This is a genomic window from Arthrobacter sp. 9V, assembly GCF_902506065.1.
Lineage (GTDB): Bacteria > Actinomycetota > Actinomycetes > Actinomycetales > Micrococcaceae > Arthrobacter.
The window spans coordinates 2,830,199-2,853,295 of record NZ_LR732912.1 but is presented as its reverse complement, the minus strand read 5'-3'; the positions used below and the strand labels follow the sequence as shown (position 1 = coordinate 2,853,295).

The window sequence follows — 23,097 nt, the reverse complement described above, 5'->3', positions numbered from 1 at the left end:
CCTGAGATATACCCTGAAGGAGCACACCGCGAGTGGCACCGAGTTCTGAATACAACGCCCGGCACCTGTCTGTCCTTGAGGGCCTGGAAGCTGTTCGAAAGCGCCCGGGCATGTACATCGGCTCCACGGACTCCCGCGGTCTCATGCACTGCCTCTGGGAAATCATCGACAACGCGGTGGATGAGGCCCTGGCAGGCTTCGGCCATGACATCAAGGTCATCCTGCACGCGGACAATTCCGTGGAAATCCACGACGATGGGCGTGGTATCCCCGTGGACGTCGAACCCAAGACCGGCCTTTCCGGCGTCGAGGTTGTCTTCACCAAACTGCACGCCGGAGGTAAGTTCGGCGGTGGTTCCTACACTGCCTCGGGTGGTTTGCACGGTGTGGGTGCCTCTGTGGTGAACGCCTTGTCCAGCCGCCTGGACGTCCAAGTGGACCGGGGCAGCAAGACGTACCAGATGTCCTTCCGCCGGGGAGAGCCTGGCCGTTTCGTGGATTCCGGGGCAAAGCCAAGCCCCAACTCACCTTTTGAGCCGTTCGTTGAGAAGTCTGTGCTCGATGTTGTGGGTAAAGCCAAGCGTGGTGTCACGGGTACCCGCGTGCGTTACTGGGCGGACCGTCAGATTTTCACCCCGGACGCCAAATTCTCCTACGACGATCTTGCGTCGAGGGCGCGTCAAACGTCCTTCCTTGTGCCCGGCCTGAAGATCACCGTGCGTGACGAGCGCAAGCTCCCTGGCACGCCGGGGGAGTCCGGTGTTCATGAAGAGATCTTCCACCACGACGGCGGCATCTCCGAATTTGTTGAATTCCTCGCGGCTGATTCCGGAGTGACGGACGTTTGGCGGCTTCACGGATCCGGAAAGTTCAAGGAAACCGTCCCCGTCCTCGATGACAACGGGCACAGTCAGATTGCGGAAGTTGAACGTGACTGTGAGGTGGACATAGCCCTGCGCTGGGGCATTGGTTATGAGACCACCATGCGCAGCTTCGTCAACATCATCGCCACACCCAAGGGTGGAACACACCAGTCCGGTTTTGAAGCCGCCCTGCTGAAGACTTTCCGCAAAGCCGTGGAGACGAATGCCCGCAAGCTGAAAGCCGGGAACGACAAGATCGAGAAGGACGATATCCTCGCCGGGCTGACAGCTGTCCTGACCGTTCGCCTTGCAGAACCCCAATTCGAGGGGCAGACCAAGGAAATCCTGGGCACCTCGGCGGTCCGGGCCATTGTTGCCAAGGTGGTTGAGAAGGAAATATCGGCGAGGCTGAATTCGGCCAACCGCAACGACAAAGCCCAGTCTTCGCTCCTTCTGGAGAAGATGGTTGCCGAGATGAAGTCGCGCATCTCAGCCCGCGTGCATAAGGAAACCCAGCGCCGTAAGAACGCCCTTGAAACATCATCGATGCCCACCAAGCTTGCTGATTGCCGCACTGACGACGTGGCGCGCTCCGAACTGTTCATCGTAGAGGGCGACTCCGCTCTGGGTACTGCAAAGCTTGCGCGGTCTTCTGACTTCCAGGCACTGCTGCCCATCCGGGGAAAGATCCTGAACGTCCAGAAGGCGTCCGTTGGCGATATGTTGTCCAACGCCGAATGCGCTGCATTGATCCAGGTTGTTGGCGCCGGCTCGGGCCGAAGCTTCGACCTTGACATTGCCCGGTACGGCAAAGTCATCCTGATGACCGATGCAGACGTTGACGGCGCTCACATCCGGACCCTGCTGCTGACTCTTTTCTTCCGTTACATGAGGCCCATGGTTGAGGCTGGCCGCGTATTTGCCGCTGTCCCTCCTCTGCACCGTGTGGAGGTTATCAACCCCGGCCAAAAAGCCAATGAGATGATCTACACCTACTCCGAGGCTGAGCTCCACGTGCTTCTGTCCAATCTTGCCAAGGAAGGCAAGCGCTACAAGGAGCCCATTCAGCGGTACAAGGGATTGGGTGAGATGGATGCGCAGCAATTGGCCGAGACCACCATGGACCCACGGCACAGGACGCTCCGGAAGGTGGGCATCGAAAGTGCCCAGCGCGCCGAGGAAGTCTTCGACCTCCTGATGGGCTCCGACGTTGCACCCCGCAAGGAATTCATCATTGCAGGCGCTGCCACCCTGGACAGGGAACGCATCGACGCTTAGCTCGGGGTGGGCGGCACCTTGGCATCTTCAGGGGCCGATGGTGCGCGGGACGGAGCTGCGAACGCTGCGGCGCCCACCACCACGGCCAACGCTCCCAGACCCCAGGGCAACCCGGCGGCTACCGCAACGCCGCCCACCAGCAGCGGCCCGCCGGCGTCGCCGAGTTCCCGGCCCAGTTCAGCTGAACCCATGGTCCTGCCGAGGCGTTCGGCCGGCGTGGCATCTGCCAGGTGCGCGAAAGCGAGAGGCGTGGAAACGCCGATCCCCATGCCGATGAGCACGGCCGCGCAGTAGATCCACGCCGCCCCGGGAAGCAGGCCCGCAATCAGGGTTCCCGCCGATATCGCGAGCAGGCCTACTACCATGCCTGGCCTGTCGGGGAGTCTTCCGAGATCGCGGAGCCGGCCTACACGGGGCTGTATCAGCGCGGATGCAACTGCAAGGACTGTGACAACGGCGACGCTCCCACCGGTCCCCAATCCTTCCCCTGCTGCCAGGGCAGGGAGGAACCCTACGGCCGCCCCGAGCGCTCCTGTGGCGGCGGCCAGTACAAGAGTAGGTCCAAGGAACGATCGCTCGGTGCTCTGGCGCCACACGTCCACAATCGTGTACCGCGGGCGAGGCAGCGGCTTCAGGCGCGGCACCGAGACAAGTGCCCACGCAGCCACTGTCAGACCCAGTACTGCCAGGGCACCGAAGAGGAGGCCGAATCCACCCATGATGATTGCCAAGGCACCCAACAATGGTCCAATGGCGTAGCCGAGTCCTTTCCATGAGCCGTATCGTCCAAAGTAGTGTCCGGTCTTGCCTCCGGCGAGCCGGGCCACGCTGGCTGATGAGGCCGGTGAAAACGCGGAGGCCGCCATCCCTTGCCCTAAGCGTGCGGCGGCGAGCATGGCAGGCTGGTCTGCCCATAGCCCAATGAGGGAAGCGAGGGAGAATGCCAGCAGCCCGCCCACGATCACCGGTTTGGGCCCAATGCGATCGCTAAGGGCACCGAAGACCGGTTTGAGAAACACTTCCGCGACGTCGTAGAGGGCCAGCAGAATACCCAGGCCCAGCAAGCTCAGTCCGATGTCCGCGCTTTCGGCGCCCAACCCCGCGGCGACAGCGTGGGCGCCAAAGGCAGTGGTAAAGCCCGCGGCGTAGAGAGGCCAACGCTGGCTGGCAATAACGGAAGGAGGAAGTGCTTCTGAGGCGTTCACACCTCTGAATGTAGTGCAGGTTCCCGCGCAGCCCTCCCGGCATAGGGTAGCCGCGTGGAGGGAGTCGGTGGTGATGCGACGTTGCCCGAATAATGGCGGTTGCGCAGGCGGCCGATCAGCCCAGCAGTCCTGGAACGATCAACAGTGCCGTCGGCACGGCAAGCAGCAGGGCCGAGGCAAGGAGGACCATCACGCGTACCGGCTTGGGCAGTGGCGGCTTGGGTGAGAGCAAGCGGCTGACGCGTGACGCCGTCGTGCGCGGTGAATCGGCACCGCCGGTAGCGCTGACGGCATTGCCCTCCACGACGGCGCCCCCAACGCTGAGTCCCTGGCCGCCGGCCAGTTCCTGGCTCCCGCTGAAGGCCTGCCCGTGGGAAACCTGCCCGCGCGGAACTTGCCCGCCCAGGGCGGGCTGGGAGCTGCCGCTGGCAACAATGGCGATCGCCTTGATCAGGGTGCCTTTGCTCTCTGTGCGGAGTGCGACGTCGTCGGCCAGCATTTCGATCAATGAGTTCACGGCCGTCTGGGCAAGGCGCGTGGTGGGGAACCAGGGCAGCGCCTGCCGCCACGCCGCGAAGGCCCAGAGCAGGAGATCGTGGCGCTGGGAAAGGTGAGCGTTCTCGTGGATGAGGACCGCCCTGAGTTCGGCCGGCTCCAGTGCTGCCATGAGGCCATCGGAAAGTACCGTGACGGACCGTGCGCCACCGGGCAGGCAATAGGCCACGGGAGAGTCGTGGTTGATCACCACGGTGCCGGGACCGTCGTCTGACGGTGATGCCAAAAGGGCCAGCAGTTCGCGGTGGCGTCGCCGTTGGCGCTCAATTTTGTAATAGGTCAGCAGCAGGGTGAAGACCAGGTGCGCAGTCAGCAGCGCTGCCGCGGAGAGGGCAAAAAGATGCCAGAAGCCAAGCTCCGTGGTGGGTTCGTTGTTGAAGACCATCCCGGCCAAGCTCTTCAGCCCTGCGATCAGGTTATCCCCGATCGGTTCCAGTCCGTAGACGAGCATGGCCCCGATCATGGACAAACCACCGGCAAGGGCGATCGCCTGCCACAGGACCATGGCGGTGAAAGGTGACCGTGCCGGCCATTGTGCGCGCGACAACAGCACGGGTACCGGCCACGCCAGAATCAATGCCAGGACCGCAAGCAGGTATGAGGTCCAGAACATAGTGGCTAATTGTAGCCGAGCAGTTTGCGCAGGGTAGCGGCTTCACTTTCAGTGACCGAACCAATGAAGCGGGCAAGGACGGCCTCGCGGTCCGGAGCGGAGCCCAGGACTTCGTGCATGAGCTCAGCGGTGTGGTCAGCGCGGCTGGAAACTGCTTGGTAGCGGTGGGGCCGCGTTCCGCGTTCGCGCTCAACAAGGCCCTTCTTTTCCAGGCGTGAGAGCACCGTAAGGACCGTGGTTACTGCCAGGTCCTTGCCTTGATGACCCGCGGTGCCGTCGCCGGCCTCGGAATCCTGCGCCAAAAGATCGCGCAGTGTGTTGGCAGTTGCAGCCTCCTGGCCTGCCCAGAGCAGATCCATCACTGCCCGTTCCAGTTCCCCAAGACTTGCCATCTATACGTCCCTACCTTCCGCTTTCCGGTGCAGCGTGCCTGCAGCCGGAAGCGACGATCCAACATTCCGTAATAAATCTACCGCTTTTCAGACCTTCATTCTACGTGAGGTAGAAAGATCGGCGCGCCGCAATGGACTCCAGGCCCTTGCGCGTGGGTTACGCCACTTGAAGAATGGGCTTCGGTGCTTTCCATTTGTTCTACACTGTGTAGAAGAGAAGTTTTCTACGCGACGTAGAAGTAAGGTCATCGTACTTCGGTCCACCGCACAAAGGACAGCCATGGACGCCTTGGAAATCGCACGCTGGCAATTCGGTATCACCACCGTTTACCACTTCATGATGGTGCCGCTCACTATCGGCCTCGGCCTGGTTGTGGCCATCATCCAGACCATCTGGTACCGCACCGGCAAGCCCCAATATCTGCGGATGACCAAGTTCTGGGGAAAGCTCTTCCTCATCAACTTCATCATGGGTGTAGCCACCGGTATCGTCCAGGAATTCCAGTTCGGCATGGCATGGAGCGAGTACAGCCGCTTCGTCGGAGATGTTTTTGGCGCGCCGCTGGCCCTCGAAGCCTTGTTGGCCTTCTTCGTTGAATCCACCTTCCTGGGGTTGTGGATCTTTGGCTGGAAGCAGCTCAAACGGGGTGTTCACCTCGCCTGCTTGTGGATCGCCGTGATTGGTTCGGTCTTCTCCGCCTACTTCATCATTGTGGCGAACTCCTGGATGCAGCACCCAGTGGGCGTGGAAATGGTGGATGGCCGGCCCGTGATGACTGATGCCTGGGCTGTGTTCACCAACAACACGGCGCTGGTTGCGGTGCCCCACACCTTGTTCGGTGCGCTGGCTGTAGCCGGGGCCTTCCTCCTGGGCATCGCCTGGTACCACCTCTGGCGTCGGCGCCACGACGGCATTGACGTTGTGGGCAAGGATGGCAAGCTGATCCCGGGCGAAGCCGCAATCCCGGGCCGTGACAAGACCGATTACACCGTGTGGATGACGTCATTGCGAATCGGTGCAGTTGTGGCCATGATTTCTTTCGCAGGAACTGCCCTCACCGGTGACTTGCAGGGCAAGCTCATGTTTGAGCAGCAGCCCATGAAGATGGCAGCCGCAGAAGCTGCCTGCCACGACGGCACGGGCTTCTCGGTCCTGAGCGTGGGCAACCTCGGTGCCACCAACTGTGAAGACATCGTGGCCGTCATTGAAGTGCCCGGCATCCTCTCCTTCCTGGCCAAGGGTGATTTCACCACCGAGGTCAAGGGTGTGAACAGCCTTCTGGGCGAGTACAAGGAAAAGTACGGCACGCACCTCCCGGACAACCCGCTCTACGGTGAGCGCGCAGGACAGGAAATCCAGTACGTCCCCGTCATGGAAGTCACCTACTGGGGCTTCCGCATGATGATCGGCTTCGGCGGCATTGCCGCGTTCGCAGCCCTGCTCGCCTTGTGGGTGACCCGCAAGGGCGTAGTCCCGGAATCGAAGTGGCTCATGCGTCTGGCCGTTTTCGGAATCCTTGCACCGTTCGGTGCCAACGCCGCCGGGTGGATCTTTACCGAAATGGGCAGGCAGCCGTTCGTGGTGGCCCCCAATCCGGACATGAACGGAATCGACCAAGTGTTCATGTTCACTGCCGCCGCGGTGTCGCCGGGCGTCAGCGCAGGTGAGCTGATGACCTCGCTGGTGGTCCTTACCGCCATCTATGCCGTGCTGTTGGTGGTGGAAGTAAAGCTCTTGGTCAAGTACATCCGTGGTGGCGTTGCCTCGGCGATGCCGGAACTGGCGCATGCACAGGACACAAACGACCACCACCACAAGAACGACGACGACGCAGGACCGGGCAAGTCCGGCGACGACGTCCTGGCATTCGCCTACTAGAAGCCAAGGGGTAATGACAATGGAACTGTTGCCAACCATCTGGTTCGTGGCCATCGCAGTGTTGTGGACCGGTTATCTCTTCCTGGAGGGTTTTGACCTCGGGGTGGGCATGCTCATGAAACTATTCGCCCGCAACAACACTGACCGCCGTGTACTGCTGAACACCATCGGCCCCGTATGGGATGGCAATGAAGTGTGGCTGCTCACCGCGGCCGGTGCCACTTTCGCGGCCTTCCCCCTCTGGTACGCCTCGCTGTTCTCCAGCCTTTACCTCCCGCTTTTGGCAGTCCTGGCTGCCCTGATCTTCAGGGCCGTCGCCTTCGAATATCGCGGCAAGGTGGACTCCGGGCGCTGGCGCAACCGCTGGGACTGGGCGATCGCCGTCGGGTCCTTCGTAGCTGCCTTCGGCATCGGTGCCGCGCTGGCGCTCACCACCACGGGACTGCCCCTGAATGAGAACGGCGACCGCGTCGGCGGCCCCATGTCCTGGTTCAGCGGTTATGCACTCCTGGGCGGTTTCGGTGTGGTGGCGTTCGCGCTGGTGCACGCCCTGGCATACCTTGCGCTGAAGACCGACGGGGACGTGCGGCACCGGGCCCGCCGCTGGTTTATCCGACTGGTGCCCTTTGCGGTGCTGCCGATGTTCGGCTGGATGGTGGCCGTCCAGTTCTTGAGCGGCAAGGCCTGGACCTGGGCGTTGGTAGCGGCAGCAGTAGTCGCGGTAGTCCTCGCCTGGCGGCTGGCTCGAACAGGATCCGAAGGGCGTGCCTTCAGTGCCCTGGGAGCCTTCATTCTCTGCGCCACCGCCTCTATCTTTGGTGCCGCGTTCCCTGTGGTCATCCCCTCCACCATTGACCCCGCCTTCAACCTGACCATATCCAATGCCTCGTCCTCCGATTACACCCTGGGCCTCATGAGCATCGTCGCAGCCGTTGGGTTGCCACTCGTGATTGCCTACCAGTCATGGACGTACTGGGTGTTCCGGCGGCGTGTCAGTGCAGCCCACATCCCCGAGGCCCACGGATTCCTGCCCGCCATTGCCGCCAAGGTGATGAATCCCAAGGACAACACCCCGGCCACAACCCGACCCGGAGAATAGTCACCCCATGAAACCCGTGTTCCCTTCCGGCCCGGCAACGCGATGGGCGCTCTACGCAATCGGCCTCATGTCCGCCCTCAAGGCGTTGTCCCTGGTCCTCATGGCGCAGGCCGTGGCGGTATTGCTGGCGGGGCTCGCGTCCGGATCCGGAGACTGGAACAGCGGGTTCGTCTGGGGTGCGGCCGGAGCAGTCCTGAGGTCGCTGACAGTCTGGGGCCAAGGCATTGCCTCACGGCGGGCGGCCCTGGGCGTCAAGGAAGAGCTGCGGGCGCGGCTCCTGCGGCGCTCACTGTCCGACGCCGGTTCGCCACCGGTTACGGGAATGAACGACGGCGGCCTGGCGATCCTTGCCACGCGCGGCCTGGACGCGCTGGACGACTACTACACCCAGTACCTGCCGGCAATCGTAAATTGCGCGACGGTCCCGCTGCTGATCGGAGCACGGATCCTCTTTGCCGACTGGGTAAGTGCCGTGGTGATCGTCCTGACGGTTCCCCTGGTGCCCTTGTTCATGGTTCTGATCGGCAGGCACACTGAAGACACCGTCCGCGAGGCGCAAAGCACGCTCCGGAAACTGTCCGGCCACATCCTTGAGCTCGCCAAAGGGCTGCCCGTCTTGGTAGGCCTCGGACGTGCCACCGAGCAACGTGCAGCCCTGGAAGAGATCTCCGAGCAATACCGCACCCGGACCATGGGTACGCTTCGGACCGCGTTCCTGTCCGCGCTTGCCCTGGAACTCATCGCAACCATCTCAGTAGCCGTCGTGGCAGTGTTCATCGGGGTTCGCTTGGTGCACGGCGACATGGCCCTCGAAGCCGGACTCCTGGCCTTGATCCTGGCCCCGGACTGCTACCTTCCCCTTCGGGAGCTCGGCACGGCCCACCACGCCAGTGATGACGGCCGGGAAGCACTGGAAGCCACCAACACCGTACTGGACGCCCCCTCGCACCAGCGGTTGCAAGGCACCTCGTCCAGCCATGACGGGGCAACCGCGTCAGCCGGACTGGTGGTGAGCGGGCTGACGGTGACTTACCACGGAAGGTCCGCACCCGCCGTCGGACCCCTCAGCTTCACAGTCGGGCCGGGGCGCGTCACGGCCCTCGACGGTCACAGCGGCGCCGGGAAGAGCACGGTGCTCAGAGTCCTTGCCGGACTGATCAGGCAAGGACCGGGAGCCTCTGTCACAGGGACCATCACCGGTGCTGTCCCGGAGAAAATCGCGTGGGTTCCCCAGCACCCGGTCATGGCCAACGAAACGGTCCAGCAAGAGATTGAGCTCTACCTTCACGGATACGCGGGGGACACTGCCCAGGCCGTCACCCGCGTCCTGAGGAAGGCCTCAGCAGAACACCTGGCAGCCGGGAATCCAGCGGAACTAAGCCCCGGAGAATTGCGAAGGGTTGCACTGGCCCGTGGGCTGGCTCGTGTGGAAGCCGGCGCAACCGTCCTGCTGCTCGATGAGCCCACGGCCCACCTGGACCAATACTCGGCAAGCGTGGTCCGCCGTGCCATTGAGGAGCTCAGCCATGACGTCACCGTAATCCTGGTTGCCCACGACGCCGCCACCCGGGCGCTCGCCGACCACCTGGTACCGGTGGGAAAGCAGCAGCACCCGGCGCTGGAAGTGACGGGGGCGAGCACTTCGCTGGAGGGAAGCAACTCAGCAGGCGCCGCTGCAGTTCCGGCGAAGGATGCCACATGGCATAGTGTCCTTCCGGCTGTTCCCGCCACCGGCAGCCTGCTGCGGCTCCTGCGGGCGCTGAAGCCCGTGCGCTGGAAGTTCGCCGCCGCAGGTGTAGTGGCCGTCCTGGCCGCTCTCTTCGCTGTAGCGCTATCCGGCTTGTCCGGCTGGCTCATCATCAGGGCCAGCGAACAGCCGCCCATTCTCTACCTGCTCGGCGCAATCGTCGGCGTAAGGTTCTTCGGCATAGGAAGGGCAGTGCTGCGTTACTGCGAGCGGCTGCTGACCCATGACGCAGTCTTCGCAGCCATGACCCGCCTCCGCGGTGCACTCTGGGCATCGCTGAGCCGCAGGGCGCTTTCCCTCCGGCGCCTCCTCCAGGGCGGCAACGTGTTGGGTTCAATCGTGGACGACGTAGACACCCTCCGGGATCTGCTTCCGAGGGTTGTCCTCCCGCCTGTGACTGCCTTGGGGGTGGGAGCTGCGGCCATCCTCGCCACAGCCATCGTTGTGCCACAGGCGCTGCCGGCTGTAGTGGCAGCCACCGTGGTGGGGCTGATCGTTGCACCCACCCTCGCCATTCTGGCGGACAGAAACGCTGCCATAGCCGAACAGCAGATGCGTTCAGTGGTACTGCGGGGAGTGGCTGCGGCCCTTGATGCCCGGGAAGAACTCAGCGCCAACGGAGTGGGGGAGCCGGTGCTTGATGCACTGCGCGCCAAGGATCGCAGCGCCACCCTTTCTGCACAGCGCTCGGCATGGGCTGAAGGACTCGGCCAAGCTGTCATCGTCCTGGCATGCTCCGTGGCTGCCCTGTGGGCGGGCGCCCTCAGCGCACCCGCAGTGCTTAACGGCACTCTCGCCCCGGAACTGACCGCCGTCATGGTCCTCATGCAACTAGCTCTGGTTGAGCCCTTCGGCGGAATCGTGTCCGCTGTACGCCAAGCGCCGGCGCTCGCAGCTGTCCTGGGGCGAGTGGCGGCATCCGGCGCGCTGGATGCCCCCGGATCCACGAACCCAACAGGCGAGCAGAACCCAACAGACGAGGGGAACCCAAAAGAACACGACGGCGGCACGCGGGACTTGCCGGATCGTTCCGGTCTGGCAGGACTTGAACTCAAAGGTGCCTCAGCGGCGTGGCCGGGCGGCCCGGTGGTCTTCTCCGGCGTGAACGCGGTTGCCGTGCCCGGCCGCTGGCTCGCCGTGACCGGCCCCTCCGGCACAGGGAAGTCCACGCTCCTCTCCGTCCTGTTGGGGTTCCTGCCGCTGGCGGAAGGAACTGTCCAGCTCTCCGGCACAGCGGCATGGTGCCCGCAAGAGGCGCACCTGTTCGATTCCACCATCCGCGGCAATCTCCTGTTGAGCAGACCGGCCGCCTCAAAGCCCAGCGAGGCCGAGATGCACAGGGCCCTGGCCGACGTCGGGCTTGATGCAGTAGTGGAAGCATTGCCGGACGGGCTTGACGCCCGGATCGGGCCAGGCGGTTCTTTCCTCAGCGGCGGTGAGCGCCAGCGCCTGGCTATGGCCAGAACGCTCCTGACCGGAGCGTCAGTGCTCTTGCTCGACGAACCCACAGCGCATCTGGATTCCGGCTCGGCCCGGGAGATGATGACCATCCTGCGCAAGGGACTCAAGGACGTCACGGTTGTCCTGGTCACGCACAACCCGGAGGACATTGATCCGTCGGATTCACGGTTGGAGTTGCCAGCGGTGAAGGCCTCCTTTGAGCAGGCTTCTGTTGGGAGCGTTTCCCGGGGAACGGCACAGGGCGCGGCGGAACTGGTAGGAAGGCCTACTCCTCAGTAGCCTGTTGGCATGTCCTTCGAATTCGAAAGCCAAGCCCTGCCTGATGCCGTTGCCACTGGTCTGAACTGGCGGCCCGCCACCATGGAGGACCTCGATAACTGGGCCGGCCTGATAGCCCGCACGGCCGCCGTCGAACATCCCGTCTGGTTTGAGAAGCGAGGCGACCTGCTCCATGTCCTGGAGTCAACCAAGAATCCAGCGGAGACAAGCACACTCCTGGGCGTAGACCCGGACGGCGTCGCCCGCGCCTACGGACGCATCGCCAAAAATCCCGACGGCGACAAAGCCACCGGGATGGCTTGCGTTGACCCGGAATGGCAACAACGGGGGATTGGCTCGGCGGTCCTTGTGTGGCAGGAGGGACAAGTACGCCAGCGGTTCCAAGCCGACGCGGCGTCCGGCCACACCACGGCACCACCCCGGCTTCGGATCCAGACGGAAGAACAGCACGAGCATCAGGCGTCACTGCTGATGGGCCACGGCTACGGTGCTGTGCGCTGGTTCAACGAAATGCACCGGCCCCTTACCCTCGAACTGCCCCGGGTGCCACTGACAACAGGGCTTGAACTCAGGACCCTGGATTCATCTCTCTTCGAAGCCGTACGCAAAGCCCACAACGATGCGTTCAGGGACCATTGGGGGAGCGAACCACGGGATGAAGAATCCTGGCGCTTCACCATCGAGGAACCTACTGCCCGGCACGATCTCAGCGCGGTGGTCATTGATTCGGCCACGGGTGAGGTGGCCGGATACCAGCTGACCAGCTTCGATCCGCATTCTGCCGCGGACCGCGGTTTCAAGGAAGGCTACACGGAGCTCCTTGGCGTACGGCGTGGCTATCGGGGCCGGGGAATCGCCCAAGCCCTGCTCGCCGATGCCATGCAGCGCTACGCCTCAGCCGGAATGGAGGTGGCGTCGTTGGACGTGGACTCGGCCAACCCCACCGGCGCGCTGGAACTTTACCTCGGCATGGGCTACACGCCCGTGAACCGCAGTATGACGTGGGAGAAGATGCTCTAGTTTCCTAGCCGTCCACATCATGGAGATGGTGGACAACATCGTGGAGGAAGTACTGGGAAAACGTCAGCACGGTAAATGAGGATCCGTTGCTTCGCGTTCCGGTGCGCTGCCAGTCATCCTCGGTCACCCGGGCGAAGGACTCGGCAATTTCCTTGCCTTCCGCCTCGAGTTCGTCGGCCACCGTCCGCGGATCAGCGGCGCCGTACTCGCCGTCGATCGCAGCTTGGTCCTGGTCCCAGTTGGCAAACCGGGCGTCATCCTCCGTGAGCATCAGGTTCAGGCGCTGGTCGAACAAGCTGAAGACGTCGCGGACGTGGCATGCGTACTCAAGATTGGACCAGGTGTGGTCATTGGGACGCGTAGCTACATCCTCCCTGCGGAGCACAGCCCGCCACCGGGGAAGCATGTTCACCACAGTGCCGGGCACCGTGGAAGGAGTCACCGTTGCGGGGTCGAAGCCGCACTCGGGGCAGGGCTCTGAGAGCACCCAGGTCCAGTCTTTTTCATCAGGGATGATCGGCATGCGGCAAGTCTAAGCTGATCCGGCCCCCACCCTTGTGCAGTCCGGCAAATATGGCGTGCTGCAGCCCTGGAAATATGGTGTCGGTTTCGGATTACGCACGGACTCTGCCGGGAGTAAAGTTCGTTCCGGGGGGAGAGCCGGAAAGAGAAAACAATGCTCAAGGATCAGCAGGTTGGTGCCGTACTACCGGCACAGGACATAGCCCGGGCTCGCGCGTATTACAGCGAAAAACTCGGACTGGACCCCGAAAATCCGGACGACGGCGACAACCTTCAGTACAGGTGCGGCGATTCAACCGGATTCATGGTGTATCAAACATCCAATGCAGGCACTGCCAAGAACACTCAGATGGGCTGGACTGTCAGCGATCTGAAGGCCACGGTGGAGGAGTTGCGCGGAAAGGGAGTCAAGTTCGAAGACTACGATTTCCCGGGACTGAAGACAGAAGACGGCATCGCCACGATGCCTGACGGAAACTCTGCGGCTTGGTTCCTGGACAGCGAGGGAAACATCCTCAGCATCAACCAGACCGGCTAACCCGGGCCGCGGCTTCACCGCCAAGGCAGCACAAAGGCCGGAGGTCTGTACCCCCGGCCTTTGCCGTGCCTCGCAGGATAGCTGCCGTGGAAGGGAGAACGAGTCCGAGGCTATTCGGCCGCTTCACCCCAGGCCATGCTCGGACCGATTGCTTCCACAGGCTGGGACAACGGGACGCCGGATCCATCCCTGCGGCCGTGTTCATGAGGGAGGGCGCGTGCCACGCCCGCCGCTGAGGACGCCTTGGCCGGACCATGCCCGGCCCAAGCCAGGAGCAGGGTGTCTTCGCCCTTGAGGAACCGGTGGACGCGCACGCCGCCCGTTGCCCGCCCTTTCGCGGGATACTCCTCGAAGGCGGTCACTTTCGCAGTTCCCGGCGCTGTCCCGGGCAACGCACCGTTGGTTCCGGCAATGGTCACCACGACGGCGGCGGGATCGTCCGCGCGAACGGTACCGAAGTGGATCACTTCGTCGTCGGCGGCAAGCTTGATGCCGGCCATGCCGCCTGCCGTGCGTCCTTGAGGGCGGACGTTCGATGCGCTGAAGCGAAGCAACTGTGCCTGCCGTGTGACGAAGACCAAGTCAACGTTGTCCTCCTGCGCCGGTTCCACGGCAAGGACCAAGTCCTTGTCCTTGAGGGCGATGATCTCCCAGTCCTCACGGTTCAGGGGGTAATCCGGCTGGACACGCTTCACTACGCCTTGGACAGTGCCAATGGCGAGGACAGCGTCCAGGGGTACGAACGCCACCAAGGTTTCGCCCTTCAGCAACGTGATGAAGTCCTTGGCCGGGACGCCACCAGCGAGGTTTGGCAGACCCGAGACGGGCGGCAGTGCGGGCATGTCCATCACCTGCAGGCGAAGCATGCGGCCCTGGGATGTGACTGCACCGATCTCGCCCCTGGCGGTGGTCTTCACTACCGAGCGGAAGACATCGTGCTTGGTACGGGGGCCGGCCTCGGCCAGTGGTTCCTGGTTGGAAGTCCTGGCAATCTGGCCCGAAGCACTGAGCAGGGCCCAGCACGGGTCGTCCGGAATTTCCAGGGGAAGGGCCGCGGCCTTGCCCTTGGGCCCGGGCACGGATGCTGCCAAGGCTGCAGCAACGGTGGGGGAGACCGCTTCCGATTCCAGGAGCACTGTTCTCCGCGGGGTCCCGTACTTCTCGGCGATGACGGCCAGCTCGCCGGAGACAAGATCGCGCAGCAACTCGTCCGAGGCAAGGATGGCTTCAAGTGCCTCAATTTCGCGCCGCAGCTCGTCCTGTTCCTTCTCAAGTTCAAGACGCGAGTACTTGGTCAGCTGCCGCAACCGCAGTTCCAGGATGTAATTGGCCTGGATTTCGGTGAGGTCGTAAATGGACATGAGACGCTCACGCGCAGCCGAGGCTTCGTCGGAGGAACGAATAATCTGGATGACTTCGTCGATGTCCACAATCGCGATCAGCAGGCCCTCCACCAAGTGGAGCCTGTCCTTCTTTTTGCCCAGGCGGAAGGAGGTACGGCGGCGCACCACATTCAGGCGGTGCTCCACATATACCTGCAGCAGCTGAAGGAGGCCCAGCGTCTGCGGCTGGCCGTCCACCAGGGTGACGTTGTTGATGCCGAAGGAGTCTTCCATGGGCGAGTAGCGGTACAGCTGTTGAAGCACGGCATTGGGGTTGAAACCGTTCTTCAACTCGATGACCAGGCGGAGGCCATGGTTGCGGTCGGTGAGGTCAACGACGTCGCTGATGCCGGTCAGCTTCTTGGCGTTGACTGCATCCTTGATCTTCTCGATCACCTTTTCCGGACCCACCATGTAGGGCAGTTCGGTGACCACCAGGCCGGTGCGGCGGGCGGAGAGCTGTTCCACCTCAACCTTGGCGCGGGTCTTGAATGATCCGCGGCCTGTGGCGTAGGCGTCCCGAATTCCGTCCAAGCCCACTATCCGGCCGCCTGTGGGGAGGTCCGGGCCCGGGATGAATCTCATGATGTCATCCAGCGTGGCGCCGGGGTTGGCGATCAGATGGCGTGCAGCGGCGATGACCTCAACAAGGTTGTGTGGGGGCATGTTCGTGGCCATGCCCACCGCGATGCCCGTGGTGCCGTTCACCAGCAGGTTGGGGAAAGCTGCCGGCAGGACATCGGGCTGCGTCAGCTGGTTGTCGTAGTTGGGTACGAAGTCCACTACGTCTTCATCCAGATGGTCCGTCATGGTCAGCGCGGCGGCTGCCAAGCGTGCCTCTGTGTAACGCGGTGCTGCGGGACCGTCGTCCAGCGATCCGAAGTTGCCGTGGCCATCGATCAGCGGCAGGCGCAATGAAAAGTCCTGCGCCATGCGCACCATGGCGTCATAGATCGCGGTGTCACCGTGCGGGTGGAGCTTGCCCATGACTTCGCCTACCACGCGTGCACTCTTGACGTGACCGCGATCCGGGCGCAGGCCCATGTCGGACATCATGTACAGGATGCGCCGTTGAACGGGCTTCAGGCCGTCGCGGGCGTCCGGGAGCGCACGCGAATAAATCACCGAGTAGGCGTACTCCAGGAAGGAGCCTTCCATCTCGGACGTGACGTCAATGTCCACGATGTTTTCGGTGAAATCGCCGAGTGGCTCGGCTTTGCGTGCTGATTTTTGGCTGTGGGCCATGGGGTCGGTAAATCCTTGAGAGTTGTACTGCGGATGTTTTAGCTAGGCTAAGCCTATGGTGGATCAGCCCGGCGTCAGCATTTATCCGGAATATTGGGAGGCTGATGTCGTGCTGCGCGACGGCGGGACAGCCCACCTCCGTCCAATACGGCCCCAGGATGCCGACGCTTTGCAGGCGTTCCACGCCGGCCAGTCACAGGCCTCCATCTACATGCGGTTCTTCTCCTTCAAGCCAAAACTCTCCGGCAAGGAAGTAAGGCGCTTCACCGAAGTGGACCACATCAACCGGGTGGCGTTCGTCATCACCATCGGCGGCGAAATCATGGGGATCGGCCGCTACGACCGACTTGACGATCCCACCGAGGCCGAGGTGGCCTTCAACATTTCCGACGCCCACCAAGGACGCGGGATCGGCTCCATCCTTCTGGAGCATCTGGCCGTTGCCGCCCGGGAAAACGGCATCCGCCGCTTTACCGCCGAGGTCCTCCCTGACAACCGGAAGATGCTGATGGTCTTCGCCGACGCCGGCTATGACCTCAAACGCCAATTCGACGACGGCGTTGTCAGTGTTGAATTCAACATCGATCCCACGGAGAAATCCCGGGCTGTCATGGAGTCGCGCGAGCACCGTGCGGAAGCGCGCAGCGTGCGGGACCTTTTGTCGCCGTCGTCGGTGGCTGTCATTGGTGCCAGCCGCAAGTGGGGAACCGTGGGGTACCAACTGCTGGAGCACATCATTGAAGGTGGCTTCAAAGGACCGGTCTATGCCGTCAACCCCGAAGCTTTCGAACTCGCCGGGATGGTTTCCTTCGGAAAGTTGGCTGAGATCCCCGGCCCCGTTCAGTTGGCCATCATCGCTGTTCCCTATGAAGAAGTGACCAAGGTGGTGGACGACTGCGCCGCTGCCGGCGTCAAGGGGATCGTGGTGGCCACGGCAGGATTTGCCGACGACGGCGAGCGGGGCCTGGCGCGTCAACACGAGTTGGTACGGCGGGCCAGGGCAAACGGAATGCGCGTCATCGGTCCCGAATCCCTCGGAATCCTCAATACGCACCCTGCGGTGTCCCTGAACGCTTCCATGGCTCCCACCATGCCGCCAGGGGGCAGCCTGGGCTTGTTCAGCCAATCCGCTGCAGTGGGGGTGGCGGTTTACGCTGCCGCCAGCCGCCGTCGTCTCGGTTTGTCTTCGTTCCTCTCCGCGGGAAACCGGGCGGATGTCTCCGGTAACGACGCCATGCAGTATTGGGAAGACGACGCCGACACTTCCGCCGTAGGCCTCTACCTGGAGTCAATCGGCAACCCCCGCAAATTCTCCCGGCTGGCACGCCGCTTGTCCCGCAGCAAACCAGTGATCGTTGCCAAGTCCGATGTCACCGGCCTCAGCCTGCCGCCCGGACACGAGGTCCGCACCACCCAGGCGCCGTCCGCAGCAGTGGATGCGATGATGCGCCAGGCCGGCGTGATCCGCGTGGAGACCATCGAACAACTTATGGACATCGCCCAGATAGCGTCCTCCCAGGCGTTGCCCAAGGGACCTGGGGTGGCCGTCTACTCCAATTCGGTGGCGCTGGCTAAAGTGGTGGCCGATTCCGCCGGCCCGTTCGGGCTGGACGTCAACAGGCTGGTGACGGACCTTGACCTCGACGCCGGCATGTCACTGGCGCTGCCCGCCCTCAAATCCAGCCTCCGGGAAAGCCTCGCGGACGAGTCCGTGCATGCCGTTGTGGCGGCTCTTCTGCCGGTGCGGGGACTAACTGTTGAGGCGCTCGCGGGCGTCCTTGCCGAGTGCGCAGCCGAGGCCGGCAAACCGGTAGTAGCCGCGTTCACCGGAATTTTGGATCCCTCTGTGCAGATTGAAGGCATGGTGGGAGCTCCCGGCAAGCCCGTCCTGCCGTGCTACTCCAATGCCGGTGCCGCCGTGGCTGCCCTTGGAGCGATTGTGCGTTACGCGCAATGGCGTGACCGGGACCAAGGGCTTTTTGTGGAGCCCGAAGACTGCGACGTGGACGGCACCAGGGACATGCTCAGTTCCATGCTGGCTGGCGTTACGGGCGAAAAGATCAGGAAGCTCGACGCCGGTGCTGCCGCAGCACTGCTGTCGGGGTACGGCATTGAGGTGGTTCCAACGCTCGGATTCAGCACCGCCGATGAGGCGGTGCAGGCCGCGGAGACGGTGGGTTGGCCGGTGGTCCTGAAAACCACCGATCCCGCGCTGCGGCACCGGCTGGACCTCGGTGGGGTGCGCCTGGATATTCAGGATGCCGAATCCCTGCGGCAGAACGTAGCCCAAATGCGCCGCGCCTTGGAGCCCTACGGATCACCGTCGCTCGAGGTACAGGCAATGGCACCGGTTGGACAGGCCTGCACCTTCCGCGCCATGGAAGACCCCCTGCTGGGGCCGGTCCTGTCTTTCGGGCTGGCCGGCGATGCCGTGAACCTGCTGGACGACTGGGCGCATCGGGTTCCCCCGCTGGCAGCTGCCGATCTGCATGATGTCATCCGTTCACCCCGGGCTTCCCGGAAGCTCTTCGGCTACCAGGGGCTTCCCGCCGTTGACGTGGAAGCCCTCGAGGACATTGCGGCCCGGCTCGCCAAGCTCAAAGACGACCACCCCGGGATCGCACTGGTGGAGTTCAACCCGGTCCTGGCGGGTCCTGCCGGGGCCACCATCCTGGGCGCGGACGTATGGATCGGCAACGCCGCGCAGCGAACGGACAGTGCCCGGCGCGCGATGCGGGGTTAGCCACAGGAGCGCGCCGCACAGTTAGGTAGTCATCAAACCATCTGTGAAAATGGGGGAATGAGCACCCAGTCTCCGACGCCTCAATCCCGCCCGTCCAATGCCGGGCTACACACCGCCCACCATCACAGCTCGCAGGGACAGAGCCTGGACCAGGCGCTGCAGCAGGCAGCTTTCTACCCGCGGTTGGTGGCCGACGTCGTTGATGACGCCCTGGACGGCAGGGAGTGCCTCTCCCACCTGGTCCACTTGGAGACCCACTTTGACCGGGCCGAGGTCCGCAGGCACATCACGGTGCTGGTGCTTACCGAAGACATGCTGGTGATCACCCACGTGGATGACCAGCAGTTGGATGAAGCCGGAGAACAAATCGTTGCCCAGGTTTCCACGGAATCAGTGCCGGTGGCCCAGATCCGGTCTGTGGTCCTCAGCTACATGTATGCGCAGCCCCAGGACTACAAACCCTCTGATCCTGTCCGCGAAATGACGGTGTCCATCGCCTGGTCCGGCGGCCAACGCCTTGACATGGGACCGGCAAGTTGCGGGGATCCCCAGTGCGAAGCCGATCATGGTTACAGCGGAACCATCGCCCAGGAAGATATTGTCCTTCGGATCAGCGCCGAAGCAGACGGGCTCCAAGCGGTTCAGGATGCCAAGATTTTTGCCCGTGCACTGCGCGCGGTTAATACGGGCAACCCGTCACCGGCCCAGCATGCCGGCATCCCTGCACCGAGGCCGCGTTCGGGTGTCTTCAGCAACCGCCTCAGCCGCGGACACCAGCGTTGAGGGAAACCGCACAGAACCCGGTGAACACGTCCGCTGGAAGCAACCCGGCCGCTGACCTCCCATCGCCCCCGCTTTATGGAAGCAAGTCCATTGCCGAAGTGCTCACCAGCTCGGCAGCATCCTTGGGCGTTCCGGGCTTCACCAACAACCTGCAATTGCCCTCCGCACAGCGTGTCTGCATTGTCCTTGCCGACGGACTCGGCCGCGCCCTGTTGAAGCAAAAGTCCTCTCACACGCCCTTTCTCCGTGCGGTCATGGCTGAGGGGCAACGCAACGTCCCCACGTGGATCGACGCCGCCTTTCCCAGCACCACGGCGGCATCCTTGGCCAGCCTCGGCACTGGTTTGCCGGCGGGGCAACACGGAATGGTGGGCTACGACGTCCTCGATCCCGCCCAGGACAAGGTAGTGAACCTCCTGGGCAATTGGGATGCCCACGTTGACCCGGCACAGTGGCAGCCCCATGCGACGATCTTTGAACGGCTGGCCGGCGAGCTGGACGTGGTGACTGTCAGCCTGCCGCAGTTCGGCAACTCCCCGATGACTCAGGCTGCACTCCGGGGAAGCCGCTTTGTTGGCGGCACCACACTGCATGCCCGCACCGCCGCGGCCGCAGAGGCAATGTCCGGTGGCGGACGGTCCCTGATGTACTTTTACGCCAACGAGCTGGACAAAGCAGGCCACCGCTACGGTTGTCAGTCCGATCGCTGGGAGCACCAACTTGAGGAACTGGACTCCACGGTGAAACGACTCTCCGCTACGCTGCCTCCCGGGACCACCATCCTGGTGACCGGTGACCACGGCATGGTGGACGTCCCCGAGTCCCAGAGGATCGACTACTCAGCCGATGAATCCCTGGTGGCCGGAGTCCGGCACACCGCCGGGGAGCCACGCATGGTGCACCTTTATTTTGAACCCGACGCCACTGCCGCCCACCGTGAATCCTTGATGGAGGCTTGGCGTTCGCGGTTTGGCGAAAGGATCTGGGCCTTTACGCGGGAGCAGGCCATTGACGCCGGGTTGTTCGGTGCGGTGCGACCCGAGGTGGCTCCCCGCATTGGGGACCTCATGATCGCAGCGCGCGATACCTTGGCGCTGTATGACACCCGCAGGGCACGCCCGGCGTCGCTTGAAGTGGTGGGCCAGCATGGATCGCTGACCAAAGCAGAACGCGAAGTACCCCTGGTGTGCTTCGCCGCTGCAGGTAGATCCGGTGGCGCAGGTAAATCGGGTGGGGCTGGTAAAAAAGGCAAACGTGGCTGAGCTGGTCTTCTTCTCGGGCACCATGGACTGCGGCAAGTCCACCTTGGCACTCCAAATGGATCATAACCACCGTGCCCGCGGACGCGGAGGTGTCCGGTTCAGCTGCAACGACCGCGCAGGTGATTCAACCATCTCCAGCAGACTGGGGCTTCGAACCGATGCCGTGGAAGTTCTGGACAGCACCGATTTCTGGGACGAAGTGGTGGCGCGGCGAACCAACGGGCTCCGCGTGGACTACCTCATCTGTGATGAAGCCCAGTTCTACTCGCCCCTCCAAGTGGAGCAGTTGGCGCGCGTTGTGGATGAGATGGAGGTTGATGTCTTCGCGTTCGGCATCACCTCTGACTTCCGCACCCGCTTGTTCCCCGGCTCGCAGCGGCTTATCGAACTCGCAGACAAGGTGCAAGTACTCCAGGTGGAGGCTCTCTGCTGGTGCGGCCGGCGGGCAACCCAGAACGCCCGCACCGTCGATGGGATCATGGTGGTGGAGGGTGACCAAGTGATGGTGGGGGATGTGGCACCGCAGAACACCGGCGACGACACAGCCCATGTGGAGGACACCCTGCCCCTGGAGACGGTGCCCGTGCAGGACACCCTGCCCATGGACACCGCACCTGCACAAGTAGTGGGTTATGAGACTTTGTGCCGCCGGCACTACATGAGACGCGTCACGGCCCACGCCGCAAATCTGATGGCAGGTGAGGACCAGCCGCTGCCGTTCGACATCGATGCTTGCCTCTGGCCCGGCGCAGGAGCCGTTCGGCGTAGCTAGTCGCCGCGGGCCCCGAACACGATCTCATCCCAGCTGGGGATGCTGGACCGCTTGGGGCGCGACGGCTGGCGTTCTGCGGGCGCATCGGCGTCCTTGCCCGGCTCTGCGTCTTTCTGAACCTCTGACGGCGTCGCATCCGGATGGCCGTGGTGAGCTGTTTGCGCAGGCTCGTCTTCTGCCCGTGGCTGCGTGTTGCTGCCCCCGAGAAGTTCGTCCAAACCTGCAGGCTTGCGCCCCGTCAGCGACGTCACCGGCCGCAAGGGGCTGGCAACCACCGTTATTTCCCGGGTGTCTGTACTGACTCCGTTGTGGAGCTTGAGAGCTTCGTCATCGGCGTCCTCGTGTGACTCGAAGTGCCGCGGAGCCAGGCTCAACCGCGACAACATCGAAGGGCGGCCGTCTTTGCGAGCGGGTTCTTCAACACCTGGCGCTGCCGCCGGTTCAGGATCTGTGAGGCCGCCATCTTCTGCCGCCTCGCCAACTTCTTCACCAGGCCGGGGGTGGGCTGCAGGAACATTGCTCAGCAGTACAGCCAAGGCGTCGTCGCCGTCTTCGTCCACGCCCAAGCGTTGGCCGCGACGCGAACGGAGCATTTCCAGGAGACTGTCTGATTCTTTCGCGGACGCACGTGCTGCTGTTTCGGCGTCGGTCTCGAAATCGAATGGCCTGTCCGAGACTGCTGTTAGCCGCCGGGCCGGGACCGGGCCGTCCATCGGCTCGAGTTCACTGAGCTGCTGGGCCCAGCGGTTGGCATTCTGCAGCGATTTGCGTTGGGGACTGAAGGTCCACATGGCCGGCGGTTCTTCGCCGATGCTTCCGTGGGCGCCGGGGACCGTTTCGAAGCGTGCCACCACCGTCCAGGTTCCGTCCGGACGGCGCCATGAATCCCAATCCACCGTGGAGGAATCAATACCGTGTGCCGAGAGCCGGTAGTCAACCATCTCCCCGAGAGTGGCGGGGTTGTCGCCAAAGGCAGAACGGTAGATGTCATGGCCAGGAGCAGGGGAAGCAACTTCGATGTTGCGGGCTTGGCGTACAACGTACTCACGCTCGGCCAGTACTGGTCCCTCATACCGTTGAACGTTGGCCAGGGGAAGGCCTGACAACTCGGCAACTTCGGTGGCCGTGGCACCGCTGCGGATTCTGGCTTGGATGTCGCGGGGAGACATGGCAATGGCCGTGTTGGCGGCGCGTGCGGCCACTTGGGCAGGGGTGCGGCTCGCCGCGGCCCTCAAGGCCTCGTCGATGGGAAGCTGGAACATCGCACCACCCGGGCCGCTCAAAAGCAGATGCCCGCCGTCGTCGTGGACGCCTACGAGTCGTAGATCCTGCATAACACCCTCCACCACATGGCATAACTGACATTCGAAACTCTGCCACCCGCACGGTTCTTTTCCTACTAGCACCGAGGGCGTGCCGTGATATTCCGCTGAAAAGCGCTCGAATACAGGCGGCTTGC

16 protein-coding genes are annotated in these 23,097 nt (G+C 63.2%); 10 read left to right on the top strand and 6 right to left on the bottom strand.

Features of this window, described 5'->3' with window-relative positions; translation table 11 throughout:
- Window positions 1–32 precede the first annotated feature (32 nt).
- The gene (locus BACI9J_RS13150) at window positions 33–2,141 is read left to right on the top strand and encodes a DNA gyrase/topoisomerase IV subunit B (protein ID WP_159734775.1); all 2,109 of its coding nucleotides are present in this window, start codon (window positions 33–35) and stop codon (window positions 2,139–2,141) included.
- On the opposite strand, the gene BACI9J_RS13145 is transcribed toward BACI9J_RS13150, so the two are convergent.
- From BACI9J_RS13145 to BACI9J_RS13135, 3 genes are all read right to left on the bottom strand, one after another.
- Window positions 2,138–3,346, bottom strand: coding sequence for an MFS transporter (locus BACI9J_RS13145; RefSeq protein WP_159734774.1), 1,209 nt, complete (start codon window positions 3,344–3,346; stop codon window positions 2,138–2,140). The two genes, BACI9J_RS13150 and BACI9J_RS13145, sit on opposite strands and share 4 nt — an antisense overlap.
- Before the next feature lie 115 nt (window positions 3,347–3,461).
- Window positions 3,462–4,514: a M56 family metallopeptidase gene (locus BACI9J_RS13140; RefSeq protein ID WP_159734773.1), complete on the bottom strand. Its 1,053-nt coding sequence runs from the start codon at window positions 4,512–4,514 to the stop codon at window positions 3,462–3,464.
- Between the two features lie 5 nt (window positions 4,515–4,519).
- Complete coding sequence (locus BACI9J_RS13135) at window positions 4,520–4,906, bottom strand: BlaI/MecI/CopY family transcriptional regulator (protein WP_011774471.1); 387 nt, start codon at window positions 4,904–4,906, stop codon at window positions 4,520–4,522.
- Window positions 4,907–5,186: 280 nt separating this feature from the next.
- Here BACI9J_RS13135 and BACI9J_RS13130 point away from each other — a divergent pair, with 280 nt between their 5' ends.
- Genes BACI9J_RS13130 through BACI9J_RS13115 form a run of 4 tightly spaced genes read left to right on the top strand, consistent with a single transcriptional unit; the run spans window position 5,187 to window position 12,391 of the window.
- A complete protein-coding gene (locus tag BACI9J_RS13130) occupies window positions 5,187–6,785 on the top strand; it encodes a cytochrome ubiquinol oxidase subunit I (RefSeq protein WP_159734772.1) in 1,599 nt (532 codons plus the stop codon).
- A gap of 19 nt (window positions 6,786–6,804) precedes the next feature.
- Window positions 6,805–7,884 (top strand): cytochrome d ubiquinol oxidase subunit II, encoded by a 1,080-nt coding sequence (cydB, locus tag BACI9J_RS13125; protein ID WP_159736470.1) that lies wholly within the window; start codon window positions 6,805–6,807, stop codon window positions 7,882–7,884.
- 7 nt (window positions 7,885–7,891) lie between these two features.
- Entirely contained in the window at window positions 7,892–11,371 is a 3,480-nt protein-coding gene (gene cydD / locus BACI9J_RS13120; RefSeq protein ID WP_159734771.1) for a thiol reductant ABC exporter subunit CydD, read from the top strand.
- 9 nt (window positions 11,372–11,380) lie between these two features.
- On the top strand, window positions 11,381–12,391 hold the full coding sequence (locus tag BACI9J_RS13115) for a GNAT family N-acetyltransferase (protein WP_159734770.1): 1,011 nt from the start codon (window positions 11,381–11,383) through the stop codon (window positions 12,389–12,391).
- Window positions 12,392–12,395: 4 nt separating this feature from the next.
- Here BACI9J_RS13115 and BACI9J_RS13110 read toward each other — a convergent pair whose 3' ends face one another.
- Window positions 12,396–12,914 carry a DinB family protein gene (locus BACI9J_RS13110; RefSeq protein ID WP_159734769.1) on the bottom strand — a complete coding sequence of 173 codons (519 nt, stop codon included), beginning with the start codon at window positions 12,912–12,914 and terminating at the stop codon, window positions 12,396–12,398.
- Between the two features lie 153 nt (window positions 12,915–13,067).
- Between BACI9J_RS13110 and BACI9J_RS13105 the strand changes: the two genes are divergently transcribed.
- Window positions 13,068–13,451, top strand: coding sequence for a VOC family protein (locus BACI9J_RS13105; RefSeq protein WP_159734768.1), 384 nt, complete (start codon window positions 13,068–13,070; stop codon window positions 13,449–13,451).
- A 110-nt stretch (window positions 13,452–13,561) separates the two neighbouring features.
- Here BACI9J_RS13105 and BACI9J_RS13100 read toward each other — a convergent pair whose 3' ends face one another.
- Entirely contained in the window at window positions 13,562–16,078 is a 2,517-nt protein-coding gene (locus BACI9J_RS13100) for a DNA gyrase/topoisomerase IV subunit A (RefSeq protein WP_159734767.1), read from the bottom strand.
- 55 nt (window positions 16,079–16,133) lie between these two features.
- Here BACI9J_RS13100 and BACI9J_RS13095 point away from each other — a divergent pair, with 55 nt between their 5' ends.
- The 4 genes from BACI9J_RS13095 to BACI9J_RS13080 are packed head-to-tail and all read left to right on the top strand — an operon-like array spanning window position 16,134 to window position 21,638.
- Window positions 16,134–18,821 carry a bifunctional acetate--CoA ligase family protein/GNAT family N-acetyltransferase gene (locus tag BACI9J_RS13095; RefSeq protein ID WP_159734766.1) on the top strand — a complete coding sequence of 896 codons (2,688 nt, stop codon included), beginning with the start codon at window positions 16,134–16,136 and terminating at the stop codon, window positions 18,819–18,821.
- A 57-nt stretch (window positions 18,822–18,878) separates the two neighbouring features.
- Entirely contained in the window at window positions 18,879–19,604 is a 726-nt protein-coding gene (locus tag BACI9J_RS13090; protein WP_159734765.1) for a DUF5998 family protein, read from the top strand.
- On the top strand, window positions 19,601–20,866 hold the full coding sequence (locus BACI9J_RS13085) for an alkaline phosphatase family protein (protein WP_159734764.1): 1,266 nt from the start codon (window positions 19,601–19,603) through the stop codon (window positions 20,864–20,866). Before BACI9J_RS13090 ends, BACI9J_RS13085 begins: the two co-directional genes overlap by 4 nt.
- Window positions 20,859–21,638, top strand: coding sequence for a thymidine kinase (locus tag BACI9J_RS13080; RefSeq protein WP_159734763.1), 780 nt, complete (start codon window positions 20,859–20,861; stop codon window positions 21,636–21,638). Before BACI9J_RS13085 ends, BACI9J_RS13080 begins: the two co-directional genes overlap by 8 nt.
- Here BACI9J_RS13080 and sepH read toward each other — a convergent pair.
- Complete coding sequence (sepH, locus tag BACI9J_RS13075) at window positions 21,635–22,972, bottom strand: septation protein SepH (protein ID WP_201296581.1); 1,338 nt, start codon at window positions 22,970–22,972, stop codon at window positions 21,635–21,637. The genes BACI9J_RS13080 and sepH overlap by 4 nt on opposite strands.
- Window positions 22,973–23,097: the final 125 nt, after the last annotated feature.

Coding starts and splice junctions, on each gene's coding strand:
- BACI9J_RS13090 (WP_159734765.1), top strand. CDS start 18,879: ATGAGCACCCAGTCTCCGACGCCTCAATCCCGCCCGTCCAATGCCGGG.
- sepH (WP_201296581.1), bottom strand. CDS start 22,972: ATGCAGGATCTACGACTCGTAGGCGTCCACGACGACGGCGGGCATCTG.
- BACI9J_RS13100 (WP_159734767.1), bottom strand. CDS start 16,078: ATGGCCCACAGCCAAAAATCAGCACGCAAAGCCGAGCCACTCGGCGAT.
- BACI9J_RS13105 (WP_159734768.1), top strand. CDS start 13,068: ATGCTCAAGGATCAGCAGGTTGGTGCCGTACTACCGGCACAGGACATA.
- BACI9J_RS13110 (WP_159734769.1), bottom strand. CDS start 12,914: ATGCCGATCATCCCTGATGAAAAAGACTGGACCTGGGTGCTCTCAGAG.
- BACI9J_RS13135 (WP_011774471.1), bottom strand. CDS start 4,906: ATGGCAAGTCTTGGGGAACTGGAACGGGCAGTGATGGATCTGCTCTGG.
- cydB (WP_159736470.1), top strand. CDS start 6,805: ATGGAACTGTTGCCAACCATCTGGTTCGTGGCCATCGCAGTGTTGTGG.
- cydD (WP_159734771.1), top strand. CDS start 7,892: ATGAAACCCGTGTTCCCTTCCGGCCCGGCAACGCGATGGGCGCTCTAC.
- BACI9J_RS13095 (WP_159734766.1), top strand. CDS start 16,134: ATGGTGGATCAGCCCGGCGTCAGCATTTATCCGGAATATTGGGAGGCT.
- BACI9J_RS13130 (WP_159734772.1), top strand. CDS start 5,187: ATGGACGCCTTGGAAATCGCACGCTGGCAATTCGGTATCACCACCGTT.
- BACI9J_RS13140 (WP_159734773.1), bottom strand. CDS start 4,514: ATGTTCTGGACCTCATACCTGCTTGCGGTCCTGGCATTGATTCTGGCG.
- BACI9J_RS13115 (WP_159734770.1), top strand. CDS start 11,381: ATGTCCTTCGAATTCGAAAGCCAAGCCCTGCCTGATGCCGTTGCCACT.